Source organism: Streptomyces sp. NPDC048612 (assembly GCF_043199295.1).
In the GTDB taxonomy this organism is placed as follows: domain Bacteria; phylum Actinomycetota; class Actinomycetes; order Streptomycetales; family Streptomycetaceae; genus Streptomyces.
Genome location: NZ_JBICVV010000029.1, coordinates 30,761 through 56,122 on the forward strand (window position 1 = coordinate 30,761; position 25,362 = coordinate 56,122).

The window sequence follows — 25,362 nt, forward strand, 5'->3', positions numbered from 1 at the left end:
GGCCGCCACCCGGGCCGAGGGGGCGGCGGCCGGGCGCACGCCGTGTCACCTCCGCGGGAAACGCGACATAACCGGCCAGAATGGGGCGCTGGTCGGGGTCTGTCGCGGCGTGCGGAGCCGTACGGGGGCTGAGGAAGGGTGAGGTGACCGAGGTGGCGGACGCGCCGACGGGCGGACAGAACGGCGACGGTTCCGTCGAACTCGGCGGCTACCGGCAGGAGCTGAAGCGGACGCTCGGCCCCTTCCAGGTGTTCGCGATCTCGTTCGCGTTCATCTCGGTGGCGGTCGGCATCTTCTCGACCTACGACGATGTGCTGCAGAACGCGGGGCCGGTCGGGATCTGGCTGTGGGTCATCGCGACGGTGGGCCAGATCCTGGTGGCGCTGGTGGTCGCGCAGCTCGCGGCCCGTATCCCGCTCAGCGGGTCCTCCTACCAGTGGGCCTCCCGGCTGGCCAACCCGAAGGTCGGCTGGGGGTTCGGCTGGCTGACCTTCTGCTATCTGGCGATCGCCGTGCTGGCCGTCGACAACGCGCTGGCCAGCCAGGCCTTCATGCCGCTCGTCGGCCTCGCGCCGGACGAGGACACCGCGCGGCTGATCACCCTGATCGTGCTGTTCCTGCAGGCCGTGCTCGCCGTGGCCTCGACGCGCCTCGTCAGCCTGATCAACTCGGCCGCGGTCGGGGTCGAACTGGTCCTCGTCGTGGTCCTGGTGCTCGCGCTCACCATCGCCGTGGTGGTCACCGGTGACGGCGCGGCCGGCAACCTCACCTCGCGCGGTGTCGCCGCGCACGCCCCCCACTACTTCGGTGTCGGCGGCGGGCTGATGCTCGCGATGATCATGGGCCTGGCCACGCTCGTCGGCTTCGACTCCGCCGCGAACCTGGCCGAGGAGGCCAAGGACCCCCATCGCAGCGTCCCGCGCGCCATCGTGGGATCGGTCGTGGCGGCCGGGGTGCTGGGCATGCTGTTCCTGCTCGCGCTCACCGTCGCGATCGACGACATCCCCCGGATCAGCGCCAGCGGCTCACCGGTCGCCGCGATCATGCGTGATCACCTCGGTCCGGTGGTGGAGCGGACGCTGCTGGTCGCGATCTCCTTCGCCTTCTTCGGCGCCGGGATGGTGGTGATGGTCGCCTGCTCGCGGATGATCTTCGCGATGTCCCGCGACGCCCGCTTCCCCGCGCACCGGCTGATGCGGCGGGTCAGCCCGCGCACCCGGACCCCGGTCCCGGCCACGGTCCTGATCTTCGCCCTCGGGGTCGTCCTGATGGTCGCGCTGCCGGGGGCCGCACTGCTGGAGCTGATCACCGCGTCGACGATCCTCCCGGCCCTCATCTACGGCTCGACGATCGTGCTCTACCTGGCGGTCCGCCGGGGGCTGGACCGCCGGAAGGGCGCGTTCGACCTCGGGCGCTTCGAACTGCCGGTCGCGATCTGTGCGCTGGTGTGGACGCTGTTCGCGCTGTTCGTGCTGGTGGCGCCCCGGGAGGCGCTGGTCTCCGTGGTGATCGTGGTCGGCCTGCTCCTCGCGGGCGGGCTGTTCTTCCTCCTCATGCTGTGGTTCGACCGTGCGGCACTGGAGAGCGAGCCGGGCGAGGCGGCCGCGTTCAAGCACTGAGGCCGGGGCGGCACCGGCGGGGCCCCGGCCGGGGCCGCCCCGCCGGGTGGCTCAACCGCGCCGGTGGACCTTGGAGTTGGAGGCCTGGGCGCGGGGGCGGACCACCAGCAGGTCGACATTGACATGGGAGGGGCGGGTGATCGCCCAGGTGATGGTGTCGGCGACGTCGTCCGCGGTGAGCGGCTGGTCGACGCCCTCGTAGACCTTGGCGGCCTTGGTGGTGTCGCCGCGGAAGCGGGTAGTGGCGAACTCGTCGGTCTTGACCATGCCCGGGGCGACCTCGATGACGCGCACCGGCTCGCCGCACAGCTCCAGGCGGAGGGTCTCGGCGATGACATGCGCACCGTGCTTGGCCGCGACATAACCGCCGCCGCCCTCGTAGGTGCCGTGACCCGCGGTGGAGGAGAGCACGACGACGGTGCCGTCGCCGGAGGCGGTGAGCGCGGGCAGCAGTGCCTGGGTCACATGGAGCACGCCCAGCACATTGACCTCGTACATGGTCCGCCAGTCGGCGGGGTCACCGGTGGCGACCGGCTCCGCGCCGAGCGCGCCCCCGGCGTTGTTGACCAGGACGTCGATGGAGGGGAGGCGGCCGAGCTCGGCCGCGAAGGCGTCCACGGCCGCGCGGTCGGTGACATCGAGGGCGTAGGCCTCGGCATCCGGCAGCTCGGCGGCGAGCGCCTCGATGCGGTCCTTGCGGCGGGCGGTGAGCACCACGTGGTAGCCGGCCGCGGCCAGCGCTCGCGCGGTGGCGGCGCCGATGCCACTGCTCGCTCCGGTGACGACGGCGGTACGGGCCTCGGCGGTCATGCGGTCTCCTCGGGCGATGGGGCCCCTGCTCGTCACGAGCCGGGAAGGACGGTCCGCCGCCAGGATATGCAGGCCGGTCAACGTCCCCTGGGGGCGTACATGATCACTGCCACGCCGGCCAGGCAGACCAGCGCGCCGATCACGTCCCAGCGGTCGGGGCGGTAGCCGTCGGCGACCATGCCCCAGGCCAGCGATCCGGCGACGAAGACACCGCCGTACGCGGCGAGGATGCGGCCGAACGCGGCGTCCGGCTGGAGCGTGGCGACGAAGCCGTAGACACCGAGCGCCAGTACTCCGGCGCCGATCCAGGCCCAGCCCTTGTGCTCGCGGACGCCCTGCCAGACCAGCCAGGCGCCACCGATCTCGAAGAGGGCGGCGACGACGAACAGCGCGACGGAGCGGGCGATGAGCATGGGCACAGCGTACGGAGCGGGGGGCGGGGGCCGGGGTGGGCGGGCCGGTGGTTGGTGGGTGGCTTGTAGCGGGGTGGGCTCGTGGGCGGGGTGGCTGTCAGTGGGGTGTGAGAGCTTCGGGGGCATGCTGATCGAACGGGCTTACGTGGACGTTCCGGAGGGGTCGGGGAGGGCCGAGGACGGCTGGCCCTGGACGGTGCCGTGTGTGCGCCAGCTGGCGGAGGAGGGACTGGCCTTCGGCGCCCCGGTCACGTTCCTGGTGGGGGAGAACGGCTCGGGGAAGTCGACCCTGGCCGAGGCGCTGGCGGAGGGTTTCGGGCTGGATTCCTACGGGGGTTCGGCCGGATACAAGTACGCCGGCTCACGGGAGGCCTCCCTGCTCGGCGGGCTGATGCGGTTCGACCCGACGCACGAGGGGCGCCGGATGGTGCGCGGGCCGCGGGTCCGCCGGCGGGGGTTCTTCCTCCGGGCCGAGACGGCGATGGAGGCGCTGAACCGGGAGCGGAGCGCGCTGAAGCTGTCGCGGTCCCCGGACGACATGAGCCATGGCGAGGGCTTTCTGATGGCCTTCCGGGAGCGGTTCGCGCAGCGCGGCCTGTATGTGATGGACGAGCCGGAGGCGGCCCTGTCCTTCTCCTCCTGCCTGGAACTGGTGGGCCTGATGGACGAGTTGGGGAGCAGCGGCGCGCAGATCATCTGCGCCACCCACTCCCCGCTGCTGACGGCGCTGCCCGGCGCCGAGATCGTCGAGGTCGGCGAGCACGGGATGCGGCGGGTGGAGTGGGCGGAGCTGGGGCTGGTCGACCACTGGCGGCGCTATCTCAGCGACCCGCGGTCATATCTGCGGCATGTGCTGGCGGGGTGAGGGCGGTGGCTATGGCAGCGGCGTCCTCGGCACCGGTCCAGTGGGCGAGCGCGTTCCGCAGCGCCGCGGCGCGCGCGGCGGGGGCGGTGGCGTCGGTGGCCCAGGCGATATAGCCGTCGGGGCGCACCAGCAGGACGGTGCGGCGGGCGCTCCGCCAGGAGGCTGTCACCACACCTGCCTCGGCGGGGCGTGAGGAGTCCCCGCCGTTCGCCGCCGTCGGCGCGAGGCCCGGCTCGTCGGCGGGGGTGATGAGGACGAACCGGCCCCGGCGGAGGAGTTCGTAGAGGCGCCCGCCGCCCGCCAGGTGGATGTCGGGGGCGCGGTGGCCCGCGAGGGGGTGGGCGCCGGGCCCGGCCGGATAGGCGATGCCGAGACCGGAGATCGTGCGGACCGCCCGGCGGGACAGCGGCGGCAGATGGTTGACGAGCTGGGCGGCGAACGAGCGGACGGCCAGTCCGGGGGCGCTGTGCAGCAGGGCGATCCGGATGAGGGCGCCGCTGCTGCGCAGGGCCTGCCGGCCCACCGGGTGGCGCTCGGTCTGATAGCTGTCCAGCAGGCTGTCGGCGGCGCGGCCCCGGAGCACCGCGGCCAGTTTCCAGCTGAGGTTGGCGGCGTCCTGCAGGCCGGTGTTCATGCCCAGGGCGCCGGCGGGGGAGTGCACATGTGCGGCGTCACCGGCGAGGAAGACACGGCCGACGCGGTAGTCGGGAACCTGGCGCTCGTCGCTGTGGAAGCGGGAGACCCAGCGGGCGTCGTGCATCCCGTAGTCACTGCCGAGGGCGAGCCGGGTCAGCTCGCGGATCTCGTCGAGGCCGGCGGGCGCGTCGTCGTCGGCCTGGCGGTGGCGGTTCCAGCCGATGACGCGGTACCAGCCGCCGCCGAACGAGGCGATCAGCGCGAACGCGTCGCCGTTGGCCTGGAGGGTGAGGGGTGACTCGGGCTTCTGGGCCAGCCGGACATCGGCGAGGACCAGGGACCGGATCACGGACTTGCCGGGGAACGGCAGGCCGACCGCCTCCCGGACGGTGCTGCGGACGCCGTCGGTGCCGACCGCATAGGCGGCGCGGACGGTGCCGAGGCCCTCGGCGGTCCGGAAGCGCACCGTCACCCCCTCGGCGTCCTGGTCGAGGCCGAGCACCTCGGCGTCGTGCCGGAAGGTGACACCGGCCCGCCGGGCCCGGCGCTCCAGCAGCCGCTCGACCTCGTACTGGGGCGTGACCAGGACGAAGGGGAAGCGGGAGCGGAGCCGGGTCGGGTCGATGGTGGCCCGGCCGAAGAGGCGGAGGCCGGTGACCGGATGGCCGCCGGCGATCAGCTCGTCGGCGAGGCCGCGGGCGTCGAGCTGCTCCAGGGTGCGGGCGTGCACGACGAGGGCGCGGGTGAGGTTGCTGATCTTGGCGGGGCGGCGCTCCAGGAGGGTGACTCCCAGCCCTGCCTCGGCCAGGTCTCCGGCGAGCAGCAGGCCGGTCGGGCCGGCGCCCACGACGAGGACGTCCGTGTCGCGTACCGCGCGGGTCTCCTCGGCCCCGGTCGCGTCGTCCGGGCCGGTCTTGCGGTTCATGGCATCCATGGTCTCCGCCTCCAGTGGCAGTGCTCGCAACAGCAGGTCAACGCATGTTGGTCAACGCTTGTTGGCAAGCGTAGGGCGGTCAGGTCTGGCATGTCAACAAGCGTTGGCCTACTGTTGTGGGCATGGCCGAACACGCCCCCTCCATGGACGCCGGGCCGGGAACCGCCCCCGCCGCCCCGACTGACGCCCCCGCGCCGGGTGGCGCGGCCGACCCCGCCCGCCCCCGCCGCTCCGCCGCGACCCGGGCCGCGATCCTCGCCGCCGCCAGGGACCGCTTCGCCGCGGACGGCTACGAGCGCGCCACCATCCGCGCCATCGCCAGGGACGCCGCGATCGACCCGTCGATGGTGATGCGCTACTACGGCAACAAGGCCGGCCTCTTCGCGGCCGCCTCCGAGATCGAGGTGCACGCCCCGGACCTTTCCCACCACCCGCGCGACGAGGCGGGCGCCCGGCTCGTACGCCATTTCCTGGAGCGCTGGGAGTGCGACGAGACGCTGACCGCGATGATGCGGGTCGGCGTCACCAACGAGGCGGGCGCCGAGCGCATGCGCGGGGTGTTCGCCGAGCAGATCAAGCCGGTCCTCGCCGCGGTCTGCCCGGTCCCCGAGGAAGCGCCGACCCGCGCCGCGCTGATCGCCTCCCAGATACTCGGCATGGCGCTGTGCCGCTACGTGCTGCACCTCCCGCCGGCCGTCGGCCTCAGCCACGACGAGGTCATCGCCTGGCTGGCACCCACCGTCCAGCGCTATCTGACGGCCGAACACCCCTGAGCGGCGCCCGCTACCCCCACCCACGCTGCGCGACGCGGCGGCCGGGGCGGCGCTCCCGGTAGTGCGCGCGGTGCGTGACGACCAGCTGGGGTGGGCGACGCCCTGCGCCGAGTACGACGTACGGGCGCTGCTCGACCACCTCTTCCAGGCGGTCGTCGCCTCCGGTCGCCGGCCGCGAAGAAGGACGTGGATTTCGGCCACACCCCGGACCGCCCGGCGCCGGTGACCTGGAGGCGCTGCTGACGGAGACGGGCCGCGCCCCGCACGGGAGGCCTGCTGAAGCGGACGGCTGACGGGGCGTCGGCCGCCGCCCGGACATGGCTGGATGAAGAGCGCGCCGCCCGGACTTCGTGCCTAGGGTGAAGCCACCGGCAGTCGTGCAACGAGGCGGAGGCAGCCCGCAGATGGAAGAGCACCGCACCGCCCGTGACCGCCTCCCCGAGGCACTGGCCGAGTTCTACGGGCTGGTGCCGCTGCCCCGTGAGGGCGGGCGGTACCGCTCCACCTGGGAGGGCCCCGAGCGCCCCGACGGGCGGCCCGAGGGGACGGCGATCGTGATGCTGCTGACCGCCGAACCGGGCGACTTCTCCGCCGTGCACCGGCTGCCGTCCGACGAGATCTGGCACTTCTACCGGGGCGATCCGCTCACCCTCCACCTCCTCCGGGAGGACTCCGGCGGGGGCACGTCCCGGACGGTGGTCCTCGGGCCGGACGTGCTGGACGGGCAGCACGTCCAGTTCACGGTCCCGGCCGGGACGTGGATGGCGGCCGAGGTCGCCGACGGCGGCTCCTGGGCGCTCTTCGGCTGCACGATGGCGCCCGGTTTCACCTTCGAGGACTACGAGCACGGGGACGGCGCCGCATTGGCCGCGCGCTTCCCCGAGGAGGCAGAGTGGATCACCGCCCTGAGCCGGCCGTGACCGACACCCCGGCCGGAGACACCCCGACTGGCGCCACCCCGGCGGGCCACACCCCGGCCGAGGCCAGCAACCACTCCGCCCTCCCCGACCTCCGGGGCCAGGTCGTTCTCGTCACCGGCGCCGCCGGCGTCCTCGGCCGCGGTATCGCGCTGCGGTTCGCCGCCGCGGGCGCCGCCGTCGTGGCGCACTACCGCACGGGCGCCGACGCCGCGCGGGAGCTGGTCGCGCGGATCGCGGCGGACGGCGGGAGCGCGCTGGCGCTCCAGGCGGACCTGGCCGTGGAGGAGGAGTGCCACCGGCTGGTGACGGAGGCGGCCGGCTGGCGCGGCCGGCTCACCGCGCTGGTGAACAACGCGGGCGTGCAGCCGACCCAGGAGCTGGCGGCGATGTCGCTCGCCGACTGGCGGGCGGTGGCGGACCCGAACGTGCACAGCGTCTTCGCCTGCACCCAGGCCGCGGCGGCCGTGATGCGGGCGGCCGGCGGCGGATCGGTGACCCATATCGCCTCGATCGAGGCGGACCGCCCGGCGCCGTCGCACGCCCACTACTGCGCGTCGAAGGCGGCGGTGGTGATGCACGCCCGCGCCGCGGCACTCGAATACGGCCCGGACGGCATCCGTGTCAACAGCGTCTCGCCGGGCCTGATCGGCCGGCCCGGCCTGGCGGAGGACTGGCCGGAGGGGGTGCAGCGCTGGCAGGCGGCGGTCCCCACCGGGCGGTTGGGCACACCGCAGGACGTGGGCGACGCCTGTGTCTTCCTCGCCTCGCCGATGGCGGCCTGGATCACCGGGCACGATCTGGTCGTGGACGGCGGCGTCTCGGCGCGCCCCACGTGGTGAGGGGCCCGGCGCCGCCCTCCTGGGCAGGCGCCGCGCCCGCGCTGAACCGTTACGGCCAGACCAGGCAGTACGCCTGGTGCCCCGCCTCGTGCAGCCGGTGGCTGAAGTCCTGCCACTCGTGCAGCAGCTGGTAGACGCCGAAGGCGTCCCGCGGGCCGCCGCGGTCGGGGACCGTGGACCAGATGAAGGCGGCCGCGCCGACCGACTCCTCGCCGACCCCGCGCAGCGGATCGACCACGGTCATGGGGAGCTTGACGACGGCGTAGTCGGGGTGGAGGACGACAAGCTCCAGCGGCGGAACCTTATGGAGCGGTATGCCCTCTATACCGGTGAGGACCATGGCGGCCATCGTCTCCGGCTTGATCTTGCTGAACATGCCGCCCATGCCGAGCTCGTCACCGCCGAGCTCCTCGGGGCGCATGGAGACCGGTACCCGGGCCGCGGTCGCGCCGTTGGGCGCGCCGAAGTACCTGTACGTCACCCCCATGCGGCCGCCTCTGATTTCCCCGCCCGTGGTCCTGTCGCCCGTGGTGTCCTCGCGCGTGGTCCGCTCGCCCGCGGTGTCCTCGCGCCGGTGACGGCCGCGCTGGGCGCGCTCGGGACCCCGGTCATTGGTTCCCTCGCCCAGTTCGCCACCGCGATGCATATCTCCACCCGACCACTCGCAGCCCCAGCCGCGCAACCCGATCATCGTCTCAGAGACCTCCCCCGTCACCGGCGTGTGAAACGCCCGGCCGCACGCCCCCGTGCGCCTCTGAGACCATTGCTTGCGTGACTTACTCGTACGTCTCCACAGTTTCGCAGACGAGTGGGGGCTGACGCCCGGTCGAAAGCGAGAGGAATCAAAAAAGGATCGAGAATGAACCGAGCGGCGCCTGAAGGCGTACCGCGAGGGGATTCCCGCACCGATGTCAGCCGGGCCGCGTCCGCGCGCCGCCGCCCTCCCTCCGTTCATGCAGGTCAGGATCGCCGTGTCTTTTCCCTATGAAGCCCCTGTTTCGCAGTCGCTGTTCGACCGTGCGTCCGCCGTGACGCCGGGCGGCGTCAATTCACCGGTGCGGGCGTTCCGCGCGGTGGGCGGTACGCCCCGGTTCATGGTGTCCGGTACCGGTCCGTACCTCACCGACGCCGACGGCCGTGAATACGTCGACCTCGTGTGCTCGTGGGGACCGATGATCCTCGGCCACTCGCACCCCGAGGTCATCGCCGCGGTCCAGGAGGCCGTCGCACGCGGTACGTCCTTCGGTACGCCGGGGGCCGGTGAGGTCGAGCTGGCCGAGGAGATCGTGGCCCGGGTCGAGCCGGTCGAGCAGGTGCGGCTGGTCTCCAGCGGCACCGAGGCGACGATGTCGGCGATCCGGCTGGCCCGCGGCTTCACCGGCCGCCCGAAGGTCGTCAAGTTCGCCGGCTGCTACCACGGGCACGTGGACGCGCTGCTGGCCGCGGCCGGGTCGGGCGTGGCGACCCTCGGTCTGCCCGACACGCCGGGCGTCACCGGCGCGCAGGCCGGCGACACGCTCGTGCTGCCGTACAACGACCTGGAGGCGGTGCGGGCCGCGTTCGCCGCGCACCCGGGCGAGATCGCCTGCGTGATCACGGAGGCGTCGCCGGGCAACATGGGCGTGGTGCCGCCGCTGCCGGGCTTCAACCAGGGCCTGAAGGACCTCTGCTCCGCGAACGGCGCGCTCTACATCTCCGACGAGGTGATGACCGGCTTCCGCGTCAGCAAGTCCGGCTGGTACGGGATCGATGGGGTACGTCCCGATCTGATGACCTTCGGGAAGGTCATGGGCGGCGGCTTCCCGGCGGCGGCCTTCGGTGGCCGCGCGGACGTCATGGCGCATCTCGCCCCGGCCGGCCCGGTCTACCAGGCGGGCACCCTGTCCGGGAACCCGATCGCCACCGCCGCCGGTGTCGCGCAGCTGCGGCTGCTGGACGACGCCGCGTACGAGCGGCTCGACGCGGTCTCGGCGGAGCTGCGGGGCCTGGTCACCGCCGCGCTGGCGAAGGAGGGCGTGGCGCACCGCCTGCAGGCCGCGGGCAACATGTTCACGGTCTTCTTCACGGACGCCGAGGTGACCGACTACGACTCGGCCAAGAAGCAGGAGCTGTTCCGCTTCACCGCCTTCTTCCACTCGATGCTGGCGCAGGGCGTCTACCTCCCGCCGTCCGCCTTCGAGTCGTGGTTCGTCTCGACCGCGCACGACACGGCGGCCGTCGAGCGGATCGCCGCCGCACTGCCGGCCGCCGCGCGCGCCGCGGCCGCCGCGACGGCCTGACACGGCTCCGGCGCACGCGCCGGGCGACCGCTTGAGACGACTGAATGAATGGGTGACATGAGCAGCGAAGACATCACCGTCGTGCATCTGATGCGGCACGGCGAGGTGCACAACCCCGACGGCGTGCTCTACGGCCGCCGACCCGGCTACCACCTCTCCGACCTCGGCCGGAAGATGGCCGACCGGGTGGCGGAGCATCTCGCGGAGCGCGACATCACCCATGTCGTCGCCTCGCCGCTGGAGCGCGCGCAGGAGACCGCGGCGCCGGTCGCCGGCGCGCACGGGCTGGACCTGGCCAGCGACGACCGGCTGATCGAGGCGGGCAACGTCTTCGAGGGCAAGACCTTCGGGGTCGGCGACGGCGCGCTGAAGAAGCCGGGGAACTGGCGGTACCTGACGAACCCGTTCCGGCCGTCCTGGGGCGAGCCGTACATCGAGCAGGTCGTCCGGATGATGGCGGCGCTCGGCGCGGCGCGCGACGCCGCGCGGGGCCACGAGGCGGTGGCGGTCAGCCACCAGCTGCCGATCTGGATCGTGCGCAGCTTCGCGGAGCGGCGGCGGCTGTGGCACGACCCGCGGAAGCGGCAGTGCACGCTGGCCTCGCTGACGTCGTTCACCTTCCAGGGCGACAAGATCATTTCGGTGGGGTACAGCGAACCGGCGCGCGACCTGGTTCCCTCCCATCTTCTGGCGGGCGCCAAACCCGTCAAGGGAAAGGCCAAGGCATTCGGTGCCTGACGCTGCATCACATGGCGCAACGTCAAAAGCCCGCGGAATGAAATACCTGAGCGACTGACCCGGAGTCCCCGACGCTCGACATGCCCTCCACTCGGTTGTCCGTTTATATGGATATTGAGTTCGGCGAGCACGAGGGGACGAGGGAATGCGCGCGATCAGTCGGCGAAACCTGCTGAGTATGGGAGTCGGCGCGGCCGCGGCGCCGGTCGTCGCCGGCTGCTCCTCGTCGGACTCGGACACGGGGGCCAACAAACAGCGTGTGAAGAACGCCGTTCAGGCCCGCCCCCAGCTCATCGGTGACGGTTCGACAGCCCATTCCGGAGCCCAGCCGCACCAGCCGAAATCCCCCGAACGGCTGGAGCCCGGTCAGACCCCGCCACAGTTCGTGGTGTTTTCCTGGGACGGCGCGGGAGAGGTCGGCAACGGCCTCTTCCCTCGCTTTCTCAAGCTCGCCAGGGACCACGGCGCGGCCATGACCTTCTTCCTCTCCGGGGTGTACCTCCTCCCCGAATCCCAGCGGCACCTCTACGAGCCGCCGAACAACCCGCGGGGCGCCTCCGACATCGGCTACCTCAGTGACGACCACATCAGGGAGACGCTGAAGTACGTGCGGGAGGCCTGGCTGGACGGCCACGAGATCGGCACCCACTTCAACGGGCACTTCTGCTCCGGCACCGGCGCCGTCCGGCACTGGACCCCGGAGGAGTGGCAGTCCGAGATCGACCAGGCGGTGGCCTTCGTCACCCGGTGGCGTACCCACACCGGATTCACCGATATGGACCCGCTGCCCTTCGACTACCGGAAGGAACTGGTCGGCAGCCGGACGCCGTGCCTCCTCGGGCAGCGGAATCTGCTGCCCACCGCCAGGGAAATCGGCTGGCGCTACGACGCCAGTTCACCCGGCGGTGTGCAGATGTGGCCGAAGAAGAAAATGGGCCTCTGGGACTTCCCGCTCCAGCAGATCCCGTTCCCGGGCCACTCTTTCGAGGTCCTCTCGATGGACTACAACATCCTCGCCAATCAGTCGAAGAATTCGACGAAGGCCCCGCCGGTCAACTACCCGGGCTGGCGGCAGCAGGCCACCGACGCCTACATCTCCGGATTCCGCCGCGCCTACGAGACCAACCGGGCCCCCTTCTTCGTCGGAAACCACTTCGAGCAGTGGAACGGCGGCATCTATATGGACGCCGTCGAGGACGCGATCAAGCACATCGCCAATGAGCAGACCCGGGATGTCCGTCTGGTGTCGTTCCGGCAGTTCACCGACTGGATCGACGCACAGGACCCGGAGGTGCTGCACAAGCTCCAGCGCATCCCCGTCGGGCAGCGGCCCGCCGGCGGCTGGAAGGCGTACCTGACAGCGGCCTGACAAGCACCGCCGCGGGACGGTCCGGCCGGCGAAGGGGGGTGTGGAAGATCCGGAATACGCCCATGCGAAACTTTTCACATGAGTGCCTGCCGCGCCCCACGCCGCCTTGCGAGCCGCCGTCGCGTCACCCTGCTCACCGCGGGCGCCGCGGTCGCCGCGCTGACGCTGAGCGCCTGCGGCGACGGCGCTTCCGGCGGCTCGGCCCAGACCCGGTTCGTCCAGGGCAAGAACGGGGTCGACACCGTCAGGAAGGCCGAGCGGCAACCGGCGCCCGAGCTCTCCGGTGAGACCACCACCGGCAAGCAGCTCGACGTCGCCGACTACAAGGGCAAGGTCGTCATCCTCAACGTCTGGGGATCATGGTGCGGCCCCTGCATCGCCGAGGCACCGAACTTCTCCAAGGTCGCGAACGAGACCAAGGACAAGGGCGTCCAGTTCCTCGGGATCAACACCCGCGACTCCGAGAAGTCGCAGGCCACCAGCTTCGAGGAAGAGCACAAGGTGCCCTACCCGAGCCTCTTCGACCCCACCGGACGGCTGATGCTGCGCTTCCCCAAGGGCAGCCTCAACCCGCAGTCCATCCCCTCCACGATCGCCATCGACCGGCACGGCAAGATCGCCGCACGCTCGATCGGCCCGCTCGCGGAGGACGACCTGCGCAAGATGGTCGACCCGCTGATCGCCGAGAAGTGATCACGTGACCCTGCTCGCCGCCGCCGCGGAGAACCAGACCGTCCTCAACGGCACCCTCCTCGCCGCCGCCCCCATCGCGCTCCTCGCCGGGCTCGTCTCGTTCTTCTCGCCCTGCGTCCTGCCGCTGGTGCCCGGCTACATGTCGTACGTCACCGGCGTCACCGGCACCGACCTCGGCGAGGCCAGGCGCGGCCGGATGCTGGCCGGCGCCGGACTCTTCGTCCTCGGCTTCACCGCCGTCTTCGTCTCCGGCGGCGCGCTCTTCGGCTTCGTCGGCCGGGACCTCCAGGAGTACCGGGACGTCATCTCGCGCGTCCTCGGCGTCCTGATGATCGTGCTCGGGCTGGCCTTCGCCGGGGTCCTCAAGAACTTCGGGCAGCGCGAGTTCCGCTTCCACAAGAAGCCCGCCATGGGGCTGGCCGGCGCCCCGGTGCTCGGCGTGCTCTTCGGCGTCGGCTGGACGCCCTGCCTGAGCCCCACCTTCGCCGCCGTCAGCACCCTCACGTTCTACGATGCCAGCGCCGTCCGCGGCGCCCTGCTCACCGTGGCGTACTGCCTGGGCCTGGGCCTGCCGTTCATCGCGGTCGCGCTGGCCTTCCGCCGGGTGCTCGGCGCCTTCGGCTGGGTCAAGCGGCACTATCTGCTGGTCATGCGGCTCGGCGGCGGCATGATGATCGCGCTCGGCATCCTCCTGGTCACCGGCGTCTGGGACAGTCTGATGTCCGAGGTGCAGGCCTGGACGCAAAGCACCACCGTTGGGATCTGATTGATGTCCACCAAGACCGGCACCCCCCGCGACGAGGGCCCCGCGGCCGACGCGGGCAGCGATCTCGGCGCGGCCGGGTCCCAGCTCTCGACCGCGCCCACGGAGGACGTCACCCTCCCCTCGCTCGGCCCCCTCGGCTGGGCGCGCTGGTTCTGGCGGCAGCTGACCTCGATGCGGGTCGCGCTGCTGCTGCTCTTCCTGCTGTCGATCGGCGCCATCCCCGGCTCGCTGATCCCGCAGACCAGCATCGACCCGGTCAAGGTCGACCAGTTCAAGGCCCAGCACACCACCCTCGCCGACCTCTACGACGCGCTCGGGATGTTCCACGTCTACAGCTCGGTGTGGTTCTCGGCGATCTACCTGCTGCTGTTCATCTCGCTGATCGGCTGCATCGTGCCGCGCAGCTGGCAGTTCGTCGGACAGCTCCGCGGCCGCCCGCCGGCCGCCCCGCGCCGGCTGACCCGGCTGCCCGCCTACACCACCTGGCACACCGCCGCGGCGCCCGAGGAGGTCCTCGGGGCGGCACAGCGGATGCTGAAGAAGCGGCGGTTCCGCGCCCACCGGGACGGCACCGCCGTCGCCGCCGAGAAGGGCTATCTGCGGGAGGTCGGCAACCTCGTCTTCCACCTCGCGCTGATCGTGATGCTGGTGGCGTTCGCCGTCGGCAGCCTGTGGAAGTCCGAGGGCGGCAAGCTGATCACCGAGGGCGACGGCTTCGCCAACAGCCTCACCCAGTACGACGACTTCAAGTCCGGTGCCTTCTTCGACACCGACACCCTGGAGCCCTTCGGCTTCACCCTCGACAAGTTCGAGGCGACCTACGAGCGGACCGGCCCGCAGAAGGGCACCCCGCGGGTCTTCCGCGCCCACATCAGGTACTTCTCCGGCGCGGACGGCAAGGAGCACAAGACCGCGATCGAGGTGAACACCCCCCTCGACATCGCCGGCTCCAAGGTCTACCTGCTCTCGCACGGCTACTCGCCGGAGGTCACCGTCAAGGACGGCCGCGGCAAGGTCGTCTACAAGGGCGCGGTGCCCTTCCTCCCGCAGGACCCCAAGAACTTCACCTCGACCGGCGTGGTGAAGGTGCCCGGCGCGCAGACCGAGGACGGCAAGCCCAACCAGCTCGGCTTCCAGGGCTTCTTCGTGCCGACCTTCGGCGGCAAGGGCTCCGGCTCGATGTTCTCCCAGTTCCCCGCGCTGGACTACCCCGTGCTGACGCTCACCGCCTACCACGGTGACCTGGGCGTCGGCTCCGGGCTGCCGCAGAACGTCTACCAGCTCGACAAGAAGCGCCTCAAGCAGTACAAGGACAAGGGCGCCCCGGTCGCCAAGATGATGCTGCCCGGCGAGACCATGAAGCTCCCCGGCGGCGACGGCAGCATCAAGTTCACCGGCATCAAGAGCTGGGCCAGCTTCAAGATCAGCCACCAGCCCGGCAACGGCCTCGCCCTGACCGGCGCGGCCGCCGCCCTGATCGGCCTGGCCGGTTCGCTGTTCATCCAGCGGCGCCGGGTGTGGGTACGCGCCGAGACGGACACCGACGGCCGCACCGTCGTCGAGCTGGCCGGCCTCGGCCGCAGCGAGTCGGCCCGGCTGCCGGAGGAACTCGCCGAACTCGCGCTGGCGCTGGAACCTGACGCCCCGCTCGCCGCGGCCGCCGGCGACGCCCCCGACCCCGAAGACCCCGCGGAGCCCACTGACTCTGACGGACCTGCTGACCCCTCTGAAGGAGCGCGCGCGTGAACCTCGCTGCCGCAGCCAACGAGACAATGGCGCACAACAGCAACCTGCTGGTCTATTCGGCGATGGCGGTCTACACACTCGCCTTCCTCGCCCACATGGCCGAGTGGGTGTTCGGCAGCCGCAGCAAGGTCGGCCGCACCGCCGCCGCCCTGACCGTCCAGGCGAAGGCGCCCGCGACGGCGTCCGCCCGGTCCGGTGCGAGCGGCTCCGCCGGAACCGCCGTACTGGAGCGCCCCAAGGTCGTCACCCGGTCCGTCGCCGGCAGCCGCGACGTCCCCGACGGGCCGGGCGCCGCGGGCGGCAGCGAGAAGGGCGACCTCTACGGACGGATCGCCATCTCGCTGACCGTGCTGGCCTGGGGGCTGCACGTGGCCGGCGTCGTCACCCGCGCCCTGTCCGTGCAGCGTGCCCCCTGGGGCAACATGTACGAGTTCTCCACCACCTTCGCCGCGGTCGCGGTGGGCCTCTTCCTGCTGCTGCTCGTGCTCAAGAAGAACGTCCGCTGGATCGGGCTCCCGCTGGTCACCACCGTCCTGCTGGACCTCGGTCTGGCCGTCTCGGTGCTCTACACCGCCAGCGACCAGCTGGTGCCCGCGCTGCACTCGTACTGGCTGTGGATTCACGTCAGCTGCGCGATTCTCTGCGGCGCGGCGTTCTATATCGGTGCCGTCGCCACCCTGCTGTTCCTCTTCCGCGACCGCCACGAGGCCAAGCTCGCCGACCCGACGGGCAAGCAGCCGGGGGCCTTCGCCACCTCGGTGCTGGAGCGGCTGCCCTCGGCCGCGTCGCTGGACAAGCTGGCCTACCGCATCAACGCCACCTTCTTCCCGCTGTGGACGTTCACCATCATTGCGGGCGCCATCTGGGCCGAGGCCGCCTGGGGCCGCTACTGGGGCTGGGACCCCAAGGAGGTCTGGTCCTTCATCACCTGGGTCGCCTACGCCTGCTACCTGCACGCCCGCGCCACCGCCGGCTGGAAGGGCCGCAAGGCCGCCTGGCTCGGCCTGATCGCCATCGTCTGCTACCTGTTCAACTACTACGGCGTGAACATCTTCGTGACGGGCCTGCACTCGTACGCGGGGGTCTGACCGCCGCAGTCCGGGCACCCCAGGTGCCACGCGGCGGTGCACACCGCCACCCCGGTGCCGTACGGGACCGCCTCGCCCAGGGGCCGCCCGTACGGCACAGCCGTTGTACGGGGCGCCCCTGCGGCACCGCCGTGTCCCGGCCCGCACCCCCTCAGCGCCGCCTGCGCCGTCCGCGCTCCTGGCGCGGGGCCCGCTGACCGCCGCCCGGCAGCGTCGGCTTCGGCAGGTTCGCCACCTCCCACTGCGCCTCCGCCAGCTGCTCGGCGGTGTCGTCCGGCAGCCGCGGCGGGCGCCGCACCCGGTGGCGGAAGCCGAACGCCGAGGTCAGATCGCCGAAGGCGGACCGCCGCCAGTCACTGATGTTCGGCTCCGCCACGCCCGTCCAGCGCTCCAGGAACTGCAGCACCGAGGTGTGGTCGAAGGCGTCGCCCGCGGCCCAGCCGCCCACCGTCCACGGCGACACGATCAGACACGGCACCCGGAAACCGCCGCCGATCGGCAGGCCCCGGACGAACTCGTCCTTCGTCCCCGCGGGCGGCACCGGCGGCGGCACATGGTCGAAGAGCCCGTCGTTCTCGTCGTAATTGAGGATGAAGACCGTCTTGGCCCACACCTTCCGGTTGGACGCGATCGCCTCGATCTTCTTCGCGACGTAGTCGGCACCGGCGGCCGGCAGATAGTCCGGATGCTCCGACTGATGGCTGGTCGGGATCAGCCAGGACACCGCCGGCAGCCGGTCGGCGCGGGCGTCGTCCTCGAAGGTGCCGGCCGGCTGCGCCCGCATCCCCCGCTCGTAGAGCGGCTCCCCGGGCTTGGCGTCCCGGAACGTCTGGAACTGCTCCAGGAGATTGCAGCCGTAGTCGTCCTCCTCCTGGTACACCTTCCAGCTGATGCCCGCCGCCTCCAGCCGCTCGGCGTAGGTCGTCCAGCGGTACGGCCGCGGCGCGGTGTTGTTCAGCACCGGCCCGCCCAGGGTGCCGCCCGGGTCGAGGGTGCCGGTCATCCAGTACAGCCGGTTGGGCCAGGTCGGGCCGAAGACCGAGCAGAAGTAGTTGTCGCAGAGCGTGAAGGTCTCCGCCAGGGCGAACTGGAAGGGGATGTCGGCGCGGGTGTGATAGCCCATCACGTACGGCCCGTTGACGCCGTCGGCCTTGCGGTGCGCGGGCAGCCAGCGGTCCATCTTCCCGCCGTTCCACGCCTCGTGCTGCACCGACCAGGCATGGCTGGTGGAGGGGATCGCCTGCGCGCTGGAGGTGTGCGTGTTCAGGCGGAACGGCAGCAGATAGCCGTCCGGGTTCTGCGCGTCCGGCTGATGGAAGACCGACCGGCCGTCCGGCAGCGTCAGCGCGTCCGGGTCGGCGAAGCCACGGACGCCCCGCAGGGTGCCGAAGTAGTGGTCGAACGAGCGGTTCTCCTGCATCAGCATCACGACGTGCTCGACATCGTGCAGCGAGCCGTGACGTGCGGGTCCGGCGGCGACGGCCTTCTGGACGCTGGGCGGCAGCAGCGACAGCGCGGCGGCGCCGCCGACCGCGCCGGCCGCGGAGCCGAGGAGTCTGCGTCGGGTCATGTCAGGCATATGTGCCACTCTCCCTGAGTCGCGGGAGCCCTCCGTGGGCCGACATGACTGTGGCGGCGGCTGAGTTCCCCGGGCAGGGGGAGGTTGCTGAACGATGCATCAATTGGCTGTGAACGGCGCTCAGTTGGCCGGACCTCGCTACGACCCGTACGCCACACGAAGCAGCGCCCGACGGACCGCGCGCCACCCGCAACTACGTGTTTACCAAGCCTCTTCAGGACACGCGGCTCAGGCCCGGAGTTCCCCCGGGTGCCGGGTAGGGACGCTCCCGGGGCAGCAGCGCGGCGGCCGCGGCGGTGTCTGCCGACACCGCCCGGGTACGGTCGCCTTGACGTCTCTTACCGATCGCCGCCTGTCCCGGCGGTCTGCGCTACCGGGGCGGCGGTACTGAGGGAGTGGATACGGGCATGCCGTCTGACGCTGAGCGGATTACAGGCGAGAGGTTCACCTCGGCCGACGCTGTACAGGTGCTGGCCGCGGCGTGTCGGCGGGCGGGGCTCGACGCTGACGGAGCGCACCTGATCCGCTTTGGAGAGAACGCGCTGTTCCGGCTGTCTTCCCGCCCAGTGGTGGTGCGGATCGCCCGTTCTACGGAATACCTGGAATCGGCCCGGGGCGAGGTCCAGGTTTCGCGCTGGCTGTCGCATGAGGGCTTCCCCGTGACGCGCGTGGTCGACGACCTGGAGCAGCCCATGGTTGTCGACGGCCATCCGGTGACCTTCTGGCACCTGATTGAGGAGGGGGCCCGCAAGGCGACGTACGGAGAGCTGGGTGCGGCCCTCCGTGATCTGCACTCGCTCAGCCTGCCGGACACGCTGAACCTGCCTCCGTACCCCGTCCTGGACCGGACTGACCGACGGATCAACGCGGCGGTCGACATACCGGAGGATGACCGGGCGTTCCTGCGGAAGCGCGCGTGTGAGTTGCGGGACCGTGTGGCGGACCTTCGGTTCGAGTCCGAGAAGGGGCCTATACACGGGGACGCTCACGTGCAGAACCTGATGGTGGACCGGAATGATCAGGTGATCCTGATCGATCTGGAGCGGTTCAGCTTCGACCACCCCGAGTGGGACCTGATGGTCACCGCCACCGAGCACCACAGCCTGGGATGGCAGACCAAAGAACAGTACGGCGCCTTCGTCGGCGCGTATGGGAGGGATCTCCGTACGTGGTCGGGCTTCTCCACCCTCCGCGCAGTGCAGGAATTCAACATGACGACATGGCTTATGCAGAACGTGTCCGAGAGCGCCGAGACGGCTGCGGAGTACGCCCGCCGAATCTCCTCGCTCCGGAACGAGGACGCACCGCGCGACTGGAGTCCGGGGTGACCTCGGCTACTCGTCGTCCAGCTGGTTCATCGTGTCCCGCACCTGCCCGCTGAACTGCTGAACGGCAGGGTGCGTCCCGTACGCGGACACCTCACGTTGGAAGTCGCCCACGTACCGCTGGAACCGAGCCGACTCCAGAGCATCCCCGGCTTCGACAGCAAGGCCGGCAGTCGTCACGGCGGCGTCAAGGTCGCCGTTGAGCAGTTGGCTCTGCGCGAGCACCATGCGGCAGAACCCGAGCGTACGGGCGTATTTGGGGTCAGTGAGTTCGACAGCGCGTTCGGCGAAGTGGACGGCCTCGGTGCCCTGTCCGAGATCGCAGAAACAGTGGCAGAATTCCCCGATCAGCTCGGCTTTATCCATGTACGAGAGCCATTCGGGATCGTCTGCGCTGTCGGCACGCTCGAAAAACCTCTCTGCCTCGCTCATCGCGCGGACAGCACCCTTGTGGTCCTGCGCTGTCGACAGGGCGCGTGCCTCATGGGCGGAGAACAGCGCCATCGCACGGGGTGTGGAGGCGGCCTTGCCACCTTCCACCGATGCGCGGGCCAGCGTCAGAGCCCGGGGCACCTGGCCCAGGTAGTTGGCCTGGTGGCTCATGTTGGCCAGGATGCGCGCGCCCATCATGCGGTCGCCCGCCACCTGGGTCAGCCGCAGTGTCGACAGCATGTAGCGGTCGGCAAGGGCATGGTTTCCGCTGTCGTACGCGGTCCAGGCGAGAAGCTGTGACATCTCCGTTGCGGCCTGGAACAGCGCCTCACCCACCTTGGTGCTGTAGCTGGCTCCCAGCAGAGGCAGCACGTCTTCCCGGAAGTAGTGCCGGAACGCCTTATGCGCGTGTCCGCCGCCGAACTGGAAGTCCAGTTGCATGAAGAACCCTGCTGCGGTCCGGATCGCAGCGACGTCACGCATGCCGACCCGACGGGCGGCGGGAACATCGTTCGGCACACCTTCCGGGCGGGAGACGAGCCACGAGAGGGCGGCTGAGTGCACATCGACGTCCGGGAGCTGCGGCTCGCCCGACGGCCCGTCTTCTGGACGCTGGCGCGTAAGGCCGTCCAGAGCACTCAGCGCCTCGGCGAGCGAACCGGCGTAGCCCATGCCGACCGTGGGAGTGGGAGCCGGCGCGGCACCGGGGAATCCCAGATCTTGCGGGGTGACCCTCCGCCGCAACTTGTCGCTCAGCGCCTCCGCGACGAATAGGGCTGTCTGCCGCTGGATACCTCTCCCGTCCAGCCATCGCTGAACGGCCACGTGCGTCGTACCGAGATGTTCGCCGTGCCGCTGCGCGATCTCACGTACCCGCTTGGCCAGTCCCTTGTTCGAGGCTCCGGCCTCTGCCATGACTGCGGCCAACCTACGGTTCGGTTCTCTGCGCACGTTCTGCGTACACCCCCGGGCGTCACGTCAAGTGTTCATGGTGTCACACCAGGTGCTGGCCGGGAGGGTTCATCGCGAACCCCCTGGAGCGATACCGCGAACCCCTTGTGTGCACGTGAACCCCCTTATGAACACTGCCTCTTGGCCAAAGACCGTCGTTGACTGTCGAGACAAGACACCCCGGCGGTGCGTGACGGCACCCCGGGGCATGGCCAACCTGATGGAAGCAGGTCGACATGCGGAACCATATCGGCGAGGTTTTCGAGTGGCTGCTGAAAGTCTTACTGCCCGCTCCCGGGCACCATCGCGCGGTGGGGACGAGCCCAGTGGTGGGCTGCGTGGACACGCCGACCATGAGCCTCAGCGTGCAGCGGGCCCCTGACCTGTACGTCTGGGGCTTGATCCGCGGCGAGGACGTTCAGCCCGTCCGCCCCTACCTCGTTGCCCACGAGCAGCAGATGCAGCGCCAGACGGACGCTGGCCGCTGTGCCGGCTCGCTGTACGACTCGCCGTGGATGGCGGTGGCATCGTGAGCGCCAACCTGCGTCTCCTACCTTGGTCCGGTCCGGCCGGACAGCGCTCTTACCTGTCGACCGACGATGGAGACAGCTCTCTCTCGCGGCTCGCCGACGAAATGGAAGAGATCCAGCTCGAAACGGGAGTTGAGCTGCTCGACCACGCGGCAATGATGCTCAAAAACCAGAAGGTCAGCGCCGTGGAACTCCGCTTCCTGAGCGCTCGGTTGTGCGAGGCACTTCGGGATGCGCTGAGGGTGGCTGAGAGCCGAGGCGGACGGCTGCCCGAACCCGAGGACGACGATGCCGAGTGGGACGAGCTGCCGACATCTGCCAGCGGGACAAGCGGATGAGCCGGACCACACGGGAGACCCCGGGATGGGAGATCGCACCGGTAGCGAGCAAGTCCGTGAACCGTGGACCACACGGAGAGATGGCGCTGACGCTCCAGATCACCCGCCATGGGGACCCGGTCGCAACTGCTCCGCTGCGGCTGACCGTAGCTGAGGCGGAGCGGGTCCACGCTGCGCTCTGCCATGCGCTCGACCAAGAGCCCGTGCCCGACGATGCGCCGGAGTGCCGCAAAGCGATCCAGTACCCCGGCGGCCGACAACGCTTCTGACGCCTGGCCGGCTTGCGACCGGCCGGACGCGTTGCGCGCAAAACCGCAGACATGACGCCGGACCACCCTCAAACCCTGGCGGGCGCGGGGCGGTCCGGTAGGGGATCGCTCCCAAACGAACACGAACCCCGGTGCTAACGGTACCGGGGCCCTCGTTGTGTCCTCCTGTGGCGTGGCCCGGCAGGGGCAGTGCTCAGCCAGCTTGTGGGGAAAGGGACTTGAGGAATGGACGGCATCGGGGACGGCGTATTAGACGGTGATGACTTGGACCCTGGCGCGGTCCTGTGGGTGCGCGGGGTGGACTACTTGGCCGGCTGGCGACATGCGACGCGGGCGGCGACTGAGCTGGCGATGTGCTGGTGGCAGCGGGAGTGGATGAATGCCCAGCAGAATGTGCGATCTATGATTCCTTGGCGTCTGAGGATTCTGGCGGCCTAATAGAGATCGGCCCCCCTGACCATGCGGACAATAGGGAGGAAGGGCTGGGGTTTGCGAATTCTAGAGCGCTACTCAATGAAGGTGCAAGTGCTGACTTGGCAATTTCAGATACGACAGATTCAAGTCCGTCGGTCAAATTATCCAGACCTTCAATGAACATGACGCTCTCACCGTCAAGGGGGCCTCCGTATGGCCTCCGCCTGTTCCTGCTTGAGCCGGCTGAACGCGCCACAAAGTGATCGCGGGCGTCACCGCCAACTTTTTCCGTGGTTACTACCACAGGGATGTCTGGTTGGAAGATCCCAATCTTGGCGCCGAATGAGTATGCGTTCCCTCTGTTGAATTCTTTGTCCTTGAGTTCAAAGAGTGCAATTCGGCCATAGATTTCCGCGATGCAGTCGACCTCTTCGCCGGAATAGACCTGCTCCATTCTAATGTTTGAAATTGGGACTCCGAGGTCGATGAGCTTCTGAAGTACCAGAACGGATAGCCAGCGATTGCCATCCAGCATTAGGCGGCCAAAGTCGGTAATGCTGAGAGCCTTCTCCTGCCTTTCGGCCGAGAGGCGTCTGCCGCATGCGCATTTCAGGCCCGTGCCATCGAGCTGTTCGAAGGAGTCTGCGGAGGGGAGGCGATTTATCTGTGCTGATGTTTCTCGGCAAATTACAACTACCTCGGTGTCTACCAATCCTCTGTCAATTAGCTTCTGCACGAGATCGTCAATTCTGCTGCGTTCTTTGGGTGGAATTTGCTTCGCGGCATGGCCGAGGAGTAGACCGCTTGCGGATTTGATGGCGATTGCGAGCATCCTTGCCGGCTTCTCGGATAGGGTCTCGGCTGCCCTCAAGTCCTCAGCGGTAGGGGCTTCGGTGTTGTTGGGTTTCCCGTTTTCAATCTCGCGAAGACGCCGAATTCTGTCTCGCTGCTCAGTCAGATTGATTCCTGGCCAAACCTGGGAGAGGTGTCCTTCGAACTCGGATGTATCCGGATTTTCGGCGGAAGGGATGGCGTATGTGACTGTGACGTAGCTCTCTTTCTCTTCGGTAGTTACGAGCTCCCCATTTTCGTTGCGGCTGCGTCGAGGGCGGGTTGCCTCGTGGATGTTCACGATGATCAAAACGCTTCCGAAAGTGAATACCTCGGAGTCGATTGGTTCGTCTTCGAACCGATAGCTGGGTGCCGAGCCTGGATCGCGATTCTTGAAGGTCGATTCGGGCAGGCCAAAGAGCTCTGATTGACGCTTGATTAGCGGTCTGATCGTCGCTTGATAAGTTGCCGGAAGTTTCTCGGTGAGCAATCCGATGGCGTCGGTAGGGTGCTGGTCAACGCTGGCACTCTTGAAGATTCTGCGAAGCATTGATCCACGATGCCACGACCTAGAGAGCGCTGCCATGGGGTTGGCGCCTTCGTTGCCGAGCTGGTAGCCGTACTACTGGCCTCCTATGACCTGCCTGATTGCCAGCGGAGGTTCAGCTCTAAGCATGCTTGGTGCGTGGCACGGGCGCTGGCCGGCGCTGGTGCGGGGCGGAGACAAGAGCGCAGGCCCGTCCGGGGGCTGAGCCGCCTTGAGTAAGAAGAGACAGTTTCGACAGTTGGCCGGAGCGTGGGCTCAGACGGCGTGGAGCGTGTGGGGCTGTCGGCGGTGATGCGGTAGGTGAGTTGGGTGCGGTCGGCGTCGGCACGGAGTTCGTCGAGAATCAGCGGGCGTTGGTCGGTGCCGAGGGTGACGCGGGTGGCATGGACGATCGGAGTCGGCGAGATCGCGCCGATTGGCCTGCCCGTGCAAGGTGATGTCGTGGTCGTCTGCGATCTGCAACAGCTCCTCCAGGTCGCGCGGTTGCCGCATGAGGCGGTCAGGGTGGTACGGGAGGACGTGCGCACGCGTCCCTGACGGGCCTCAGCGGCGGGCGATCCGCCCCGCCCACTTCACTCCACCCCGATGTCCTCCCGCCACAGCTCCGGCCGCTGCCCGATGAAGTCCCGCATCATCGCCGCGCACTCCGGGTCGTCCAGCAGGACGATCCGTACGCCGTGGCGGGCCAGCCAGTCGTGGCCGCCGTGGAAGGTGCGGGCCTCGCCGATGACCACCCGGGAGATGCCGAACTGGCGGACCAGGCCGCTGCAGTACCAGCAGGGGGAGAGGGTGGTGACCATCGTCGTGCCGCGGTAGCTGCGCAGACGCCCGGCCGCGCGGAAGGCGGCCGTCTCGGCGTGCAGGGTGGGGTCGTCGTCCTGGACGCGGCGGTTGTGGCCGCGGCCCAGCAGGGAGCCGTCCGGGGCGTAGAGGGCCGCGCCGACCGGGATGCCGCCCTCGGCCAGGCCGGCGCGTGCCTCGGCGACCGCCGCCGCCAGCATGGCGCGGGCCTGCTCCTGCACATGGTCGGGGTGCCCGGCCGGATCGCTGTGGCCGTCGACACTCCCGTGCAGCCGGAGCTCGTCGCGGTCCTGCCCCCAGTCCTGCGTACGGTCCATGAGCTCACGGTACGCCGGAGTGAGGGGGAACGGCGGGTGCTGGACGGGGCCGCCGCTCGTGGCGGCGCGGCGCCTCAGCCCTGGGCGGGCGGCTGGGGTCCCTCCGGGCCACCGGTGTCGCCCGGCCCACCCTCCTTGCGGCGCAGCTCCTCCTCGCGGCGGCGCAGATCCGCCTCCCAGTCCTTGAGCAGTGCCTCGTCCTTCGGCTCGTCCTTCGGCTCATCCTTCGCGGTGTCCTTCTTGAGGGACGCGAGGAACTCGGGGTTGTCGTCTGGCGCGACGAACGTCCTCCGGCGGTTGCGGTGCCGCTCCGACAGTGTGCCGCCGCCGGCCGCCGGCTGCCGCTGCTTGCCCGCCACCAGCCATGCGACGGGGCCGACCAGCACCTCGCCGAAGAGCAGGATGATCAGGACCCAGACCACCTTGGGCAGACCGCGCACCTTCGACTCGGGGGTGTTCAGGCAGTCGATGAACGCGTAGATCCACAGTGCCAGCACCAGGAGGAACGGGAGATACCTGAGCATTGCGGAACGGGCTCCC

The 25,362-nt window shown here is 69.9% G+C and carries 27 protein-coding genes; 18 read left to right on the plus strand and 9 right to left on the minus strand.

Going from position 1 to position 25,362, the window contains the following annotated elements; all coding sequences use genetic code 11:
• Positions 1–143: 143 nt before the first annotated feature.
• Positions 144–1,619, plus strand: a complete 1,476-nt coding sequence (locus tag ACGFN2_RS31645) for an APC family permease (RefSeq protein WP_393366097.1) — start codon at positions 144–146, stop codon at positions 1,617–1,619.
• A 51-nt stretch (positions 1,620–1,670) separates the two neighbouring features.
• On the opposite strand, the gene ACGFN2_RS31650 is transcribed toward ACGFN2_RS31645, so the two are convergent.
• Positions 1,671–2,429 carry an SDR family oxidoreductase gene (locus ACGFN2_RS31650; protein ID WP_362609115.1) on the minus strand — a complete coding sequence of 253 codons (759 nt, stop codon included), beginning with the start codon at positions 2,427–2,429 and terminating at the stop codon, positions 1,671–1,673.
• A gap of 77 nt (positions 2,430–2,506) precedes the next feature.
• Positions 2,507–2,842, minus strand: coding sequence for a YnfA family protein (locus tag ACGFN2_RS31655; RefSeq protein WP_362609117.1), 336 nt, complete (start codon positions 2,840–2,842; stop codon positions 2,507–2,509).
• A gap of 124 nt (positions 2,843–2,966) precedes the next feature.
• Here ACGFN2_RS31655 and ACGFN2_RS31660 point away from each other — a divergent pair, with 124 nt between their 5' ends.
• The gene (locus tag ACGFN2_RS31660; protein WP_393366100.1) at positions 2,967–3,707 is read left to right on the plus strand and encodes an AAA family ATPase; all 741 of its coding nucleotides are present in this window, start codon (positions 2,967–2,969) and stop codon (positions 3,705–3,707) included.
• Here ACGFN2_RS31660 and ACGFN2_RS31665 read toward each other — a convergent pair.
• Positions 3,664–5,277 carry an FAD-dependent monooxygenase gene (locus ACGFN2_RS31665; RefSeq protein ID WP_393366102.1) on the minus strand — a complete coding sequence of 538 codons (1,614 nt, stop codon included), beginning with the start codon at positions 5,275–5,277 and terminating at the stop codon, positions 3,664–3,666. The two genes, ACGFN2_RS31660 and ACGFN2_RS31665, sit on opposite strands and share 44 nt — an antisense overlap.
• Positions 5,278–5,399: 122 nt before the next feature.
• On the opposite strand from ACGFN2_RS31665, the gene ACGFN2_RS31670 reads away from it, so the two are divergent.
• The 4 genes from ACGFN2_RS31670 (at position 5,400) to ACGFN2_RS31685 (ending at position 7,809) form a co-directional block, all read left to right on the plus strand.
• Entirely contained in the window at positions 5,400–6,050 is a 651-nt protein-coding gene (locus ACGFN2_RS31670) for a TetR family transcriptional regulator (RefSeq protein ID WP_362609121.1), read from the plus strand.
• A 70-nt stretch (positions 6,051–6,120) separates the two neighbouring features.
• Positions 6,121–6,276 (plus strand): hypothetical protein, encoded by a 156-nt coding sequence (locus tag ACGFN2_RS31675; RefSeq protein WP_393366104.1) that lies wholly within the window; start codon positions 6,121–6,123, stop codon positions 6,274–6,276.
• Between the two features lie 178 nt (positions 6,277–6,454).
• Entirely contained in the window at positions 6,455–6,970 is a 516-nt protein-coding gene (locus ACGFN2_RS31680; RefSeq protein ID WP_362609123.1) for a cupin domain-containing protein, read from the plus strand.
• Positions 6,943–7,809 (plus strand): SDR family NAD(P)-dependent oxidoreductase, encoded by an 867-nt coding sequence (locus ACGFN2_RS31685; protein ID WP_393366107.1) that lies wholly within the window; start codon positions 6,943–6,945, stop codon positions 7,807–7,809. Before ACGFN2_RS31680 ends, ACGFN2_RS31685 begins: the two co-directional genes overlap by 28 nt.
• Before the next feature lie 49 nt (positions 7,810–7,858).
• Here ACGFN2_RS31685 and ACGFN2_RS31690 read toward each other — a convergent pair whose 3' ends face one another.
• The gene (locus ACGFN2_RS31690; RefSeq protein ID WP_362609153.1) at positions 7,859–8,455 is read right to left on the minus strand and encodes a hypothetical protein; all 597 of its coding nucleotides are present in this window, start codon (positions 8,453–8,455) and stop codon (positions 7,859–7,861) included.
• Between the two features lie 325 nt (positions 8,456–8,780).
• Between ACGFN2_RS31690 and hemL the strand changes: the two genes are divergently transcribed.
• From hemL to ccsB, 7 genes are all read left to right on the plus strand, one after another.
• Positions 8,781–10,088, plus strand: coding sequence for a glutamate-1-semialdehyde 2,1-aminomutase (gene hemL / locus ACGFN2_RS31695; RefSeq protein ID WP_362609127.1), 1,308 nt, complete (start codon positions 8,781–8,783; stop codon positions 10,086–10,088).
• Positions 10,089–10,145: 57 nt separating this feature from the next.
• Positions 10,146–10,826, plus strand: a complete 681-nt coding sequence (locus ACGFN2_RS31700) for a histidine phosphatase family protein (RefSeq protein ID WP_362609128.1) — start codon at positions 10,146–10,148, stop codon at positions 10,824–10,826.
• Between the two features lie 145 nt (positions 10,827–10,971).
• Positions 10,972–12,195 (plus strand): hypothetical protein, encoded by a 1,224-nt coding sequence (locus ACGFN2_RS31705; RefSeq protein ID WP_362609130.1) that lies wholly within the window; start codon positions 10,972–10,974, stop codon positions 12,193–12,195.
• 78 nt (positions 12,196–12,273) lie between these two features.
• Positions 12,274–12,888, plus strand: coding sequence for a TlpA disulfide reductase family protein (locus ACGFN2_RS31710; RefSeq protein ID WP_362609131.1), 615 nt, complete (start codon positions 12,274–12,276; stop codon positions 12,886–12,888).
• A gap of 4 nt (positions 12,889–12,892) precedes the next feature.
• Positions 12,893–13,654 (plus strand): cytochrome c biogenesis protein CcdA, encoded by a 762-nt coding sequence (locus ACGFN2_RS31715; protein WP_362609132.1) that lies wholly within the window; start codon positions 12,893–12,895, stop codon positions 13,652–13,654.
• 3 nt (positions 13,655–13,657) lie between these two features.
• Complete coding sequence (locus ACGFN2_RS31720) at positions 13,658–15,400, plus strand: cytochrome c biogenesis protein ResB (protein WP_393366111.1); 1,743 nt, start codon at positions 13,658–13,660, stop codon at positions 15,398–15,400.
• Complete coding sequence (ccsB, locus tag ACGFN2_RS31725) at positions 15,397–16,488, plus strand: c-type cytochrome biogenesis protein CcsB (RefSeq protein WP_393366113.1); 1,092 nt, start codon at positions 15,397–15,399, stop codon at positions 16,486–16,488. Before ACGFN2_RS31720 ends, ccsB begins: the two co-directional genes overlap by 4 nt.
• A 151-nt stretch (positions 16,489–16,639) precedes the next feature.
• Here the strand turns inward: ccsB and ACGFN2_RS31730 are convergent, their stop codons facing one another.
• Positions 16,640–18,067: an alkaline phosphatase family protein gene (locus ACGFN2_RS31730; protein ID WP_362609137.1), complete on the minus strand. Its 1,428-nt coding sequence runs from the start codon at positions 18,065–18,067 to the stop codon at positions 16,640–16,642.
• A gap of 407 nt (positions 18,068–18,474) precedes the next feature.
• Between ACGFN2_RS31730 and ACGFN2_RS31735 the strand changes: the two genes are divergently transcribed.
• The gene (locus tag ACGFN2_RS31735) at positions 18,475–19,395 is read left to right on the plus strand and encodes an aminoglycoside phosphotransferase family protein (RefSeq protein ID WP_393366116.1); all 921 of its coding nucleotides are present in this window, start codon (positions 18,475–18,477) and stop codon (positions 19,393–19,395) included.
• A gap of 6 nt (positions 19,396–19,401) precedes the next feature.
• On the opposite strand, the gene ACGFN2_RS31740 is transcribed toward ACGFN2_RS31735, so the two are convergent.
• Positions 19,402–20,739, minus strand: a complete 1,338-nt coding sequence (locus ACGFN2_RS31740) for a sporulation protein (RefSeq protein WP_393366117.1) — start codon at positions 20,737–20,739, stop codon at positions 19,402–19,404.
• Positions 20,740–21,086: 347 nt separating this feature from the next.
• Between ACGFN2_RS31740 and ACGFN2_RS31745 the strand changes: the two genes are divergently transcribed.
• The 3 genes from ACGFN2_RS31745 (at position 21,087) to ACGFN2_RS31755 (ending at position 21,912) form a co-directional block, all read left to right on the plus strand.
• Positions 21,087–21,308 (plus strand): hypothetical protein, encoded by a 222-nt coding sequence (locus ACGFN2_RS31745; RefSeq protein WP_393366119.1) that lies wholly within the window; start codon positions 21,087–21,089, stop codon positions 21,306–21,308.
• Complete coding sequence (locus ACGFN2_RS31750) at positions 21,305–21,643, plus strand: hypothetical protein (protein ID WP_393366121.1); 339 nt, start codon at positions 21,305–21,307, stop codon at positions 21,641–21,643. Before ACGFN2_RS31745 ends, ACGFN2_RS31750 begins: the two co-directional genes overlap by 4 nt.
• Positions 21,644–21,723: 80 nt before the next feature.
• Entirely contained in the window at positions 21,724–21,912 is a 189-nt protein-coding gene (locus ACGFN2_RS31755; RefSeq protein ID WP_393366123.1) for a hypothetical protein, read from the plus strand.
• Between the two features lie 400 nt (positions 21,913–22,312).
• Here the strand turns inward: ACGFN2_RS31755 and ACGFN2_RS31760 are convergent, their stop codons facing one another.
• Entirely contained in the window at positions 22,313–23,707 is a 1,395-nt protein-coding gene (locus tag ACGFN2_RS31760) for a hypothetical protein (protein ID WP_393366125.1), read from the minus strand.
• A gap of 375 nt (positions 23,708–24,082) precedes the next feature.
• On the opposite strand from ACGFN2_RS31760, the gene ACGFN2_RS31765 reads away from it, so the two are divergent.
• Positions 24,083–24,241, plus strand: coding sequence for a hypothetical protein (locus ACGFN2_RS31765; protein ID WP_393366127.1), 159 nt, complete (start codon positions 24,083–24,085; stop codon positions 24,239–24,241).
• 35 nt (positions 24,242–24,276) lie between these two features.
• Here the strand turns inward: ACGFN2_RS31765 and ACGFN2_RS31770 are convergent, their stop codons facing one another.
• Complete coding sequence (locus ACGFN2_RS31770; protein WP_393366184.1) at positions 24,277–24,705, minus strand: nucleoside deaminase; 429 nt, start codon at positions 24,703–24,705, stop codon at positions 24,277–24,279.
• 191 nt (positions 24,706–24,896) lie between these two features.
• Complete coding sequence (locus ACGFN2_RS31775) at positions 24,897–25,346, minus strand: PLD nuclease N-terminal domain-containing protein (protein WP_393366129.1); 450 nt, start codon at positions 25,344–25,346, stop codon at positions 24,897–24,899.
• Positions 25,347–25,362 lie beyond the last annotated feature (16 nt).

Excerpts from the sequence above, each read along its gene's own strand:
- ACGFN2_RS31650 (WP_362609115.1), bottom strand. The coding sequence starts at position 2,429 with ATGACCGCCGAGGCCCGTACCGCCGTCGTCACCGGAGCGAGCAGTGGC.
- ACGFN2_RS31655 (WP_362609117.1), bottom strand. The coding sequence starts at position 2,842 with ATGCTCATCGCCCGCTCCGTCGCGCTGTTCGTCGTCGCCGCCCTCTTC.
- ACGFN2_RS31660 (WP_393366100.1), top strand. The coding sequence starts at position 2,967 with ATGCTGATCGAACGGGCTTACGTGGACGTTCCGGAGGGGTCGGGGAGG.
- ACGFN2_RS31665 (WP_393366102.1), bottom strand. The coding sequence starts at position 5,277 with ATGGATGCCATGAACCGCAAGACCGGCCCGGACGACGCGACCGGGGCC.
- ACGFN2_RS31670 (WP_362609121.1), top strand. The coding sequence starts at position 5,400 with ATGGCCGAACACGCCCCCTCCATGGACGCCGGGCCGGGAACCGCCCCC.
- ACGFN2_RS31680 (WP_362609123.1), top strand. The coding sequence starts at position 6,455 with ATGGAAGAGCACCGCACCGCCCGTGACCGCCTCCCCGAGGCACTGGCC.
- ACGFN2_RS31690 (WP_362609153.1), bottom strand. The coding sequence starts at position 8,455 with ATGCATCGCGGTGGCGAACTGGGCGAGGGAACCAATGACCGGGGTCCC.
- ACGFN2_RS31700 (WP_362609128.1), top strand. The coding sequence starts at position 10,146 with ATGAGCAGCGAAGACATCACCGTCGTGCATCTGATGCGGCACGGCGAG.
- ACGFN2_RS31705 (WP_362609130.1), top strand. The coding sequence starts at position 10,972 with ATGCGCGCGATCAGTCGGCGAAACCTGCTGAGTATGGGAGTCGGCGCG.
- ACGFN2_RS31710 (WP_362609131.1), top strand. The coding sequence starts at position 12,274 with ATGAGTGCCTGCCGCGCCCCACGCCGCCTTGCGAGCCGCCGTCGCGTC.
- ACGFN2_RS31720 (WP_393366111.1), top strand. The coding sequence starts at position 13,658 with ATGTCCACCAAGACCGGCACCCCCCGCGACGAGGGCCCCGCGGCCGAC.
- ACGFN2_RS31730 (WP_362609137.1), bottom strand. The coding sequence starts at position 18,067 with ATGCCTGACATGACCCGACGCAGACTCCTCGGCTCCGCGGCCGGCGCG.
- ACGFN2_RS31735 (WP_393366116.1), top strand. The coding sequence starts at position 18,475 with ATGCCGTCTGACGCTGAGCGGATTACAGGCGAGAGGTTCACCTCGGCC.
- ACGFN2_RS31740 (WP_393366117.1), bottom strand. The coding sequence starts at position 20,739 with ATGGCAGAGGCCGGAGCCTCGAACAAGGGACTGGCCAAGCGGGTACGT.
- ACGFN2_RS31755 (WP_393366123.1), top strand. The coding sequence starts at position 21,724 with ATGGCGCTGACGCTCCAGATCACCCGCCATGGGGACCCGGTCGCAACT.
- ACGFN2_RS31760 (WP_393366125.1), bottom strand. The coding sequence starts at position 23,707 with ATGCTTCGCAGAATCTTCAAGAGTGCCAGCGTTGACCAGCACCCTACC.
- ACGFN2_RS31770 (WP_393366184.1), bottom strand. The coding sequence starts at position 24,705 with ATGCTGGCGGCGGCGGTCGCCGAGGCACGCGCCGGCCTGGCCGAGGGC.
- ACGFN2_RS31775 (WP_393366129.1), bottom strand. The coding sequence starts at position 25,346 with ATGCTCAGGTATCTCCCGTTCCTCCTGGTGCTGGCACTGTGGATCTAC.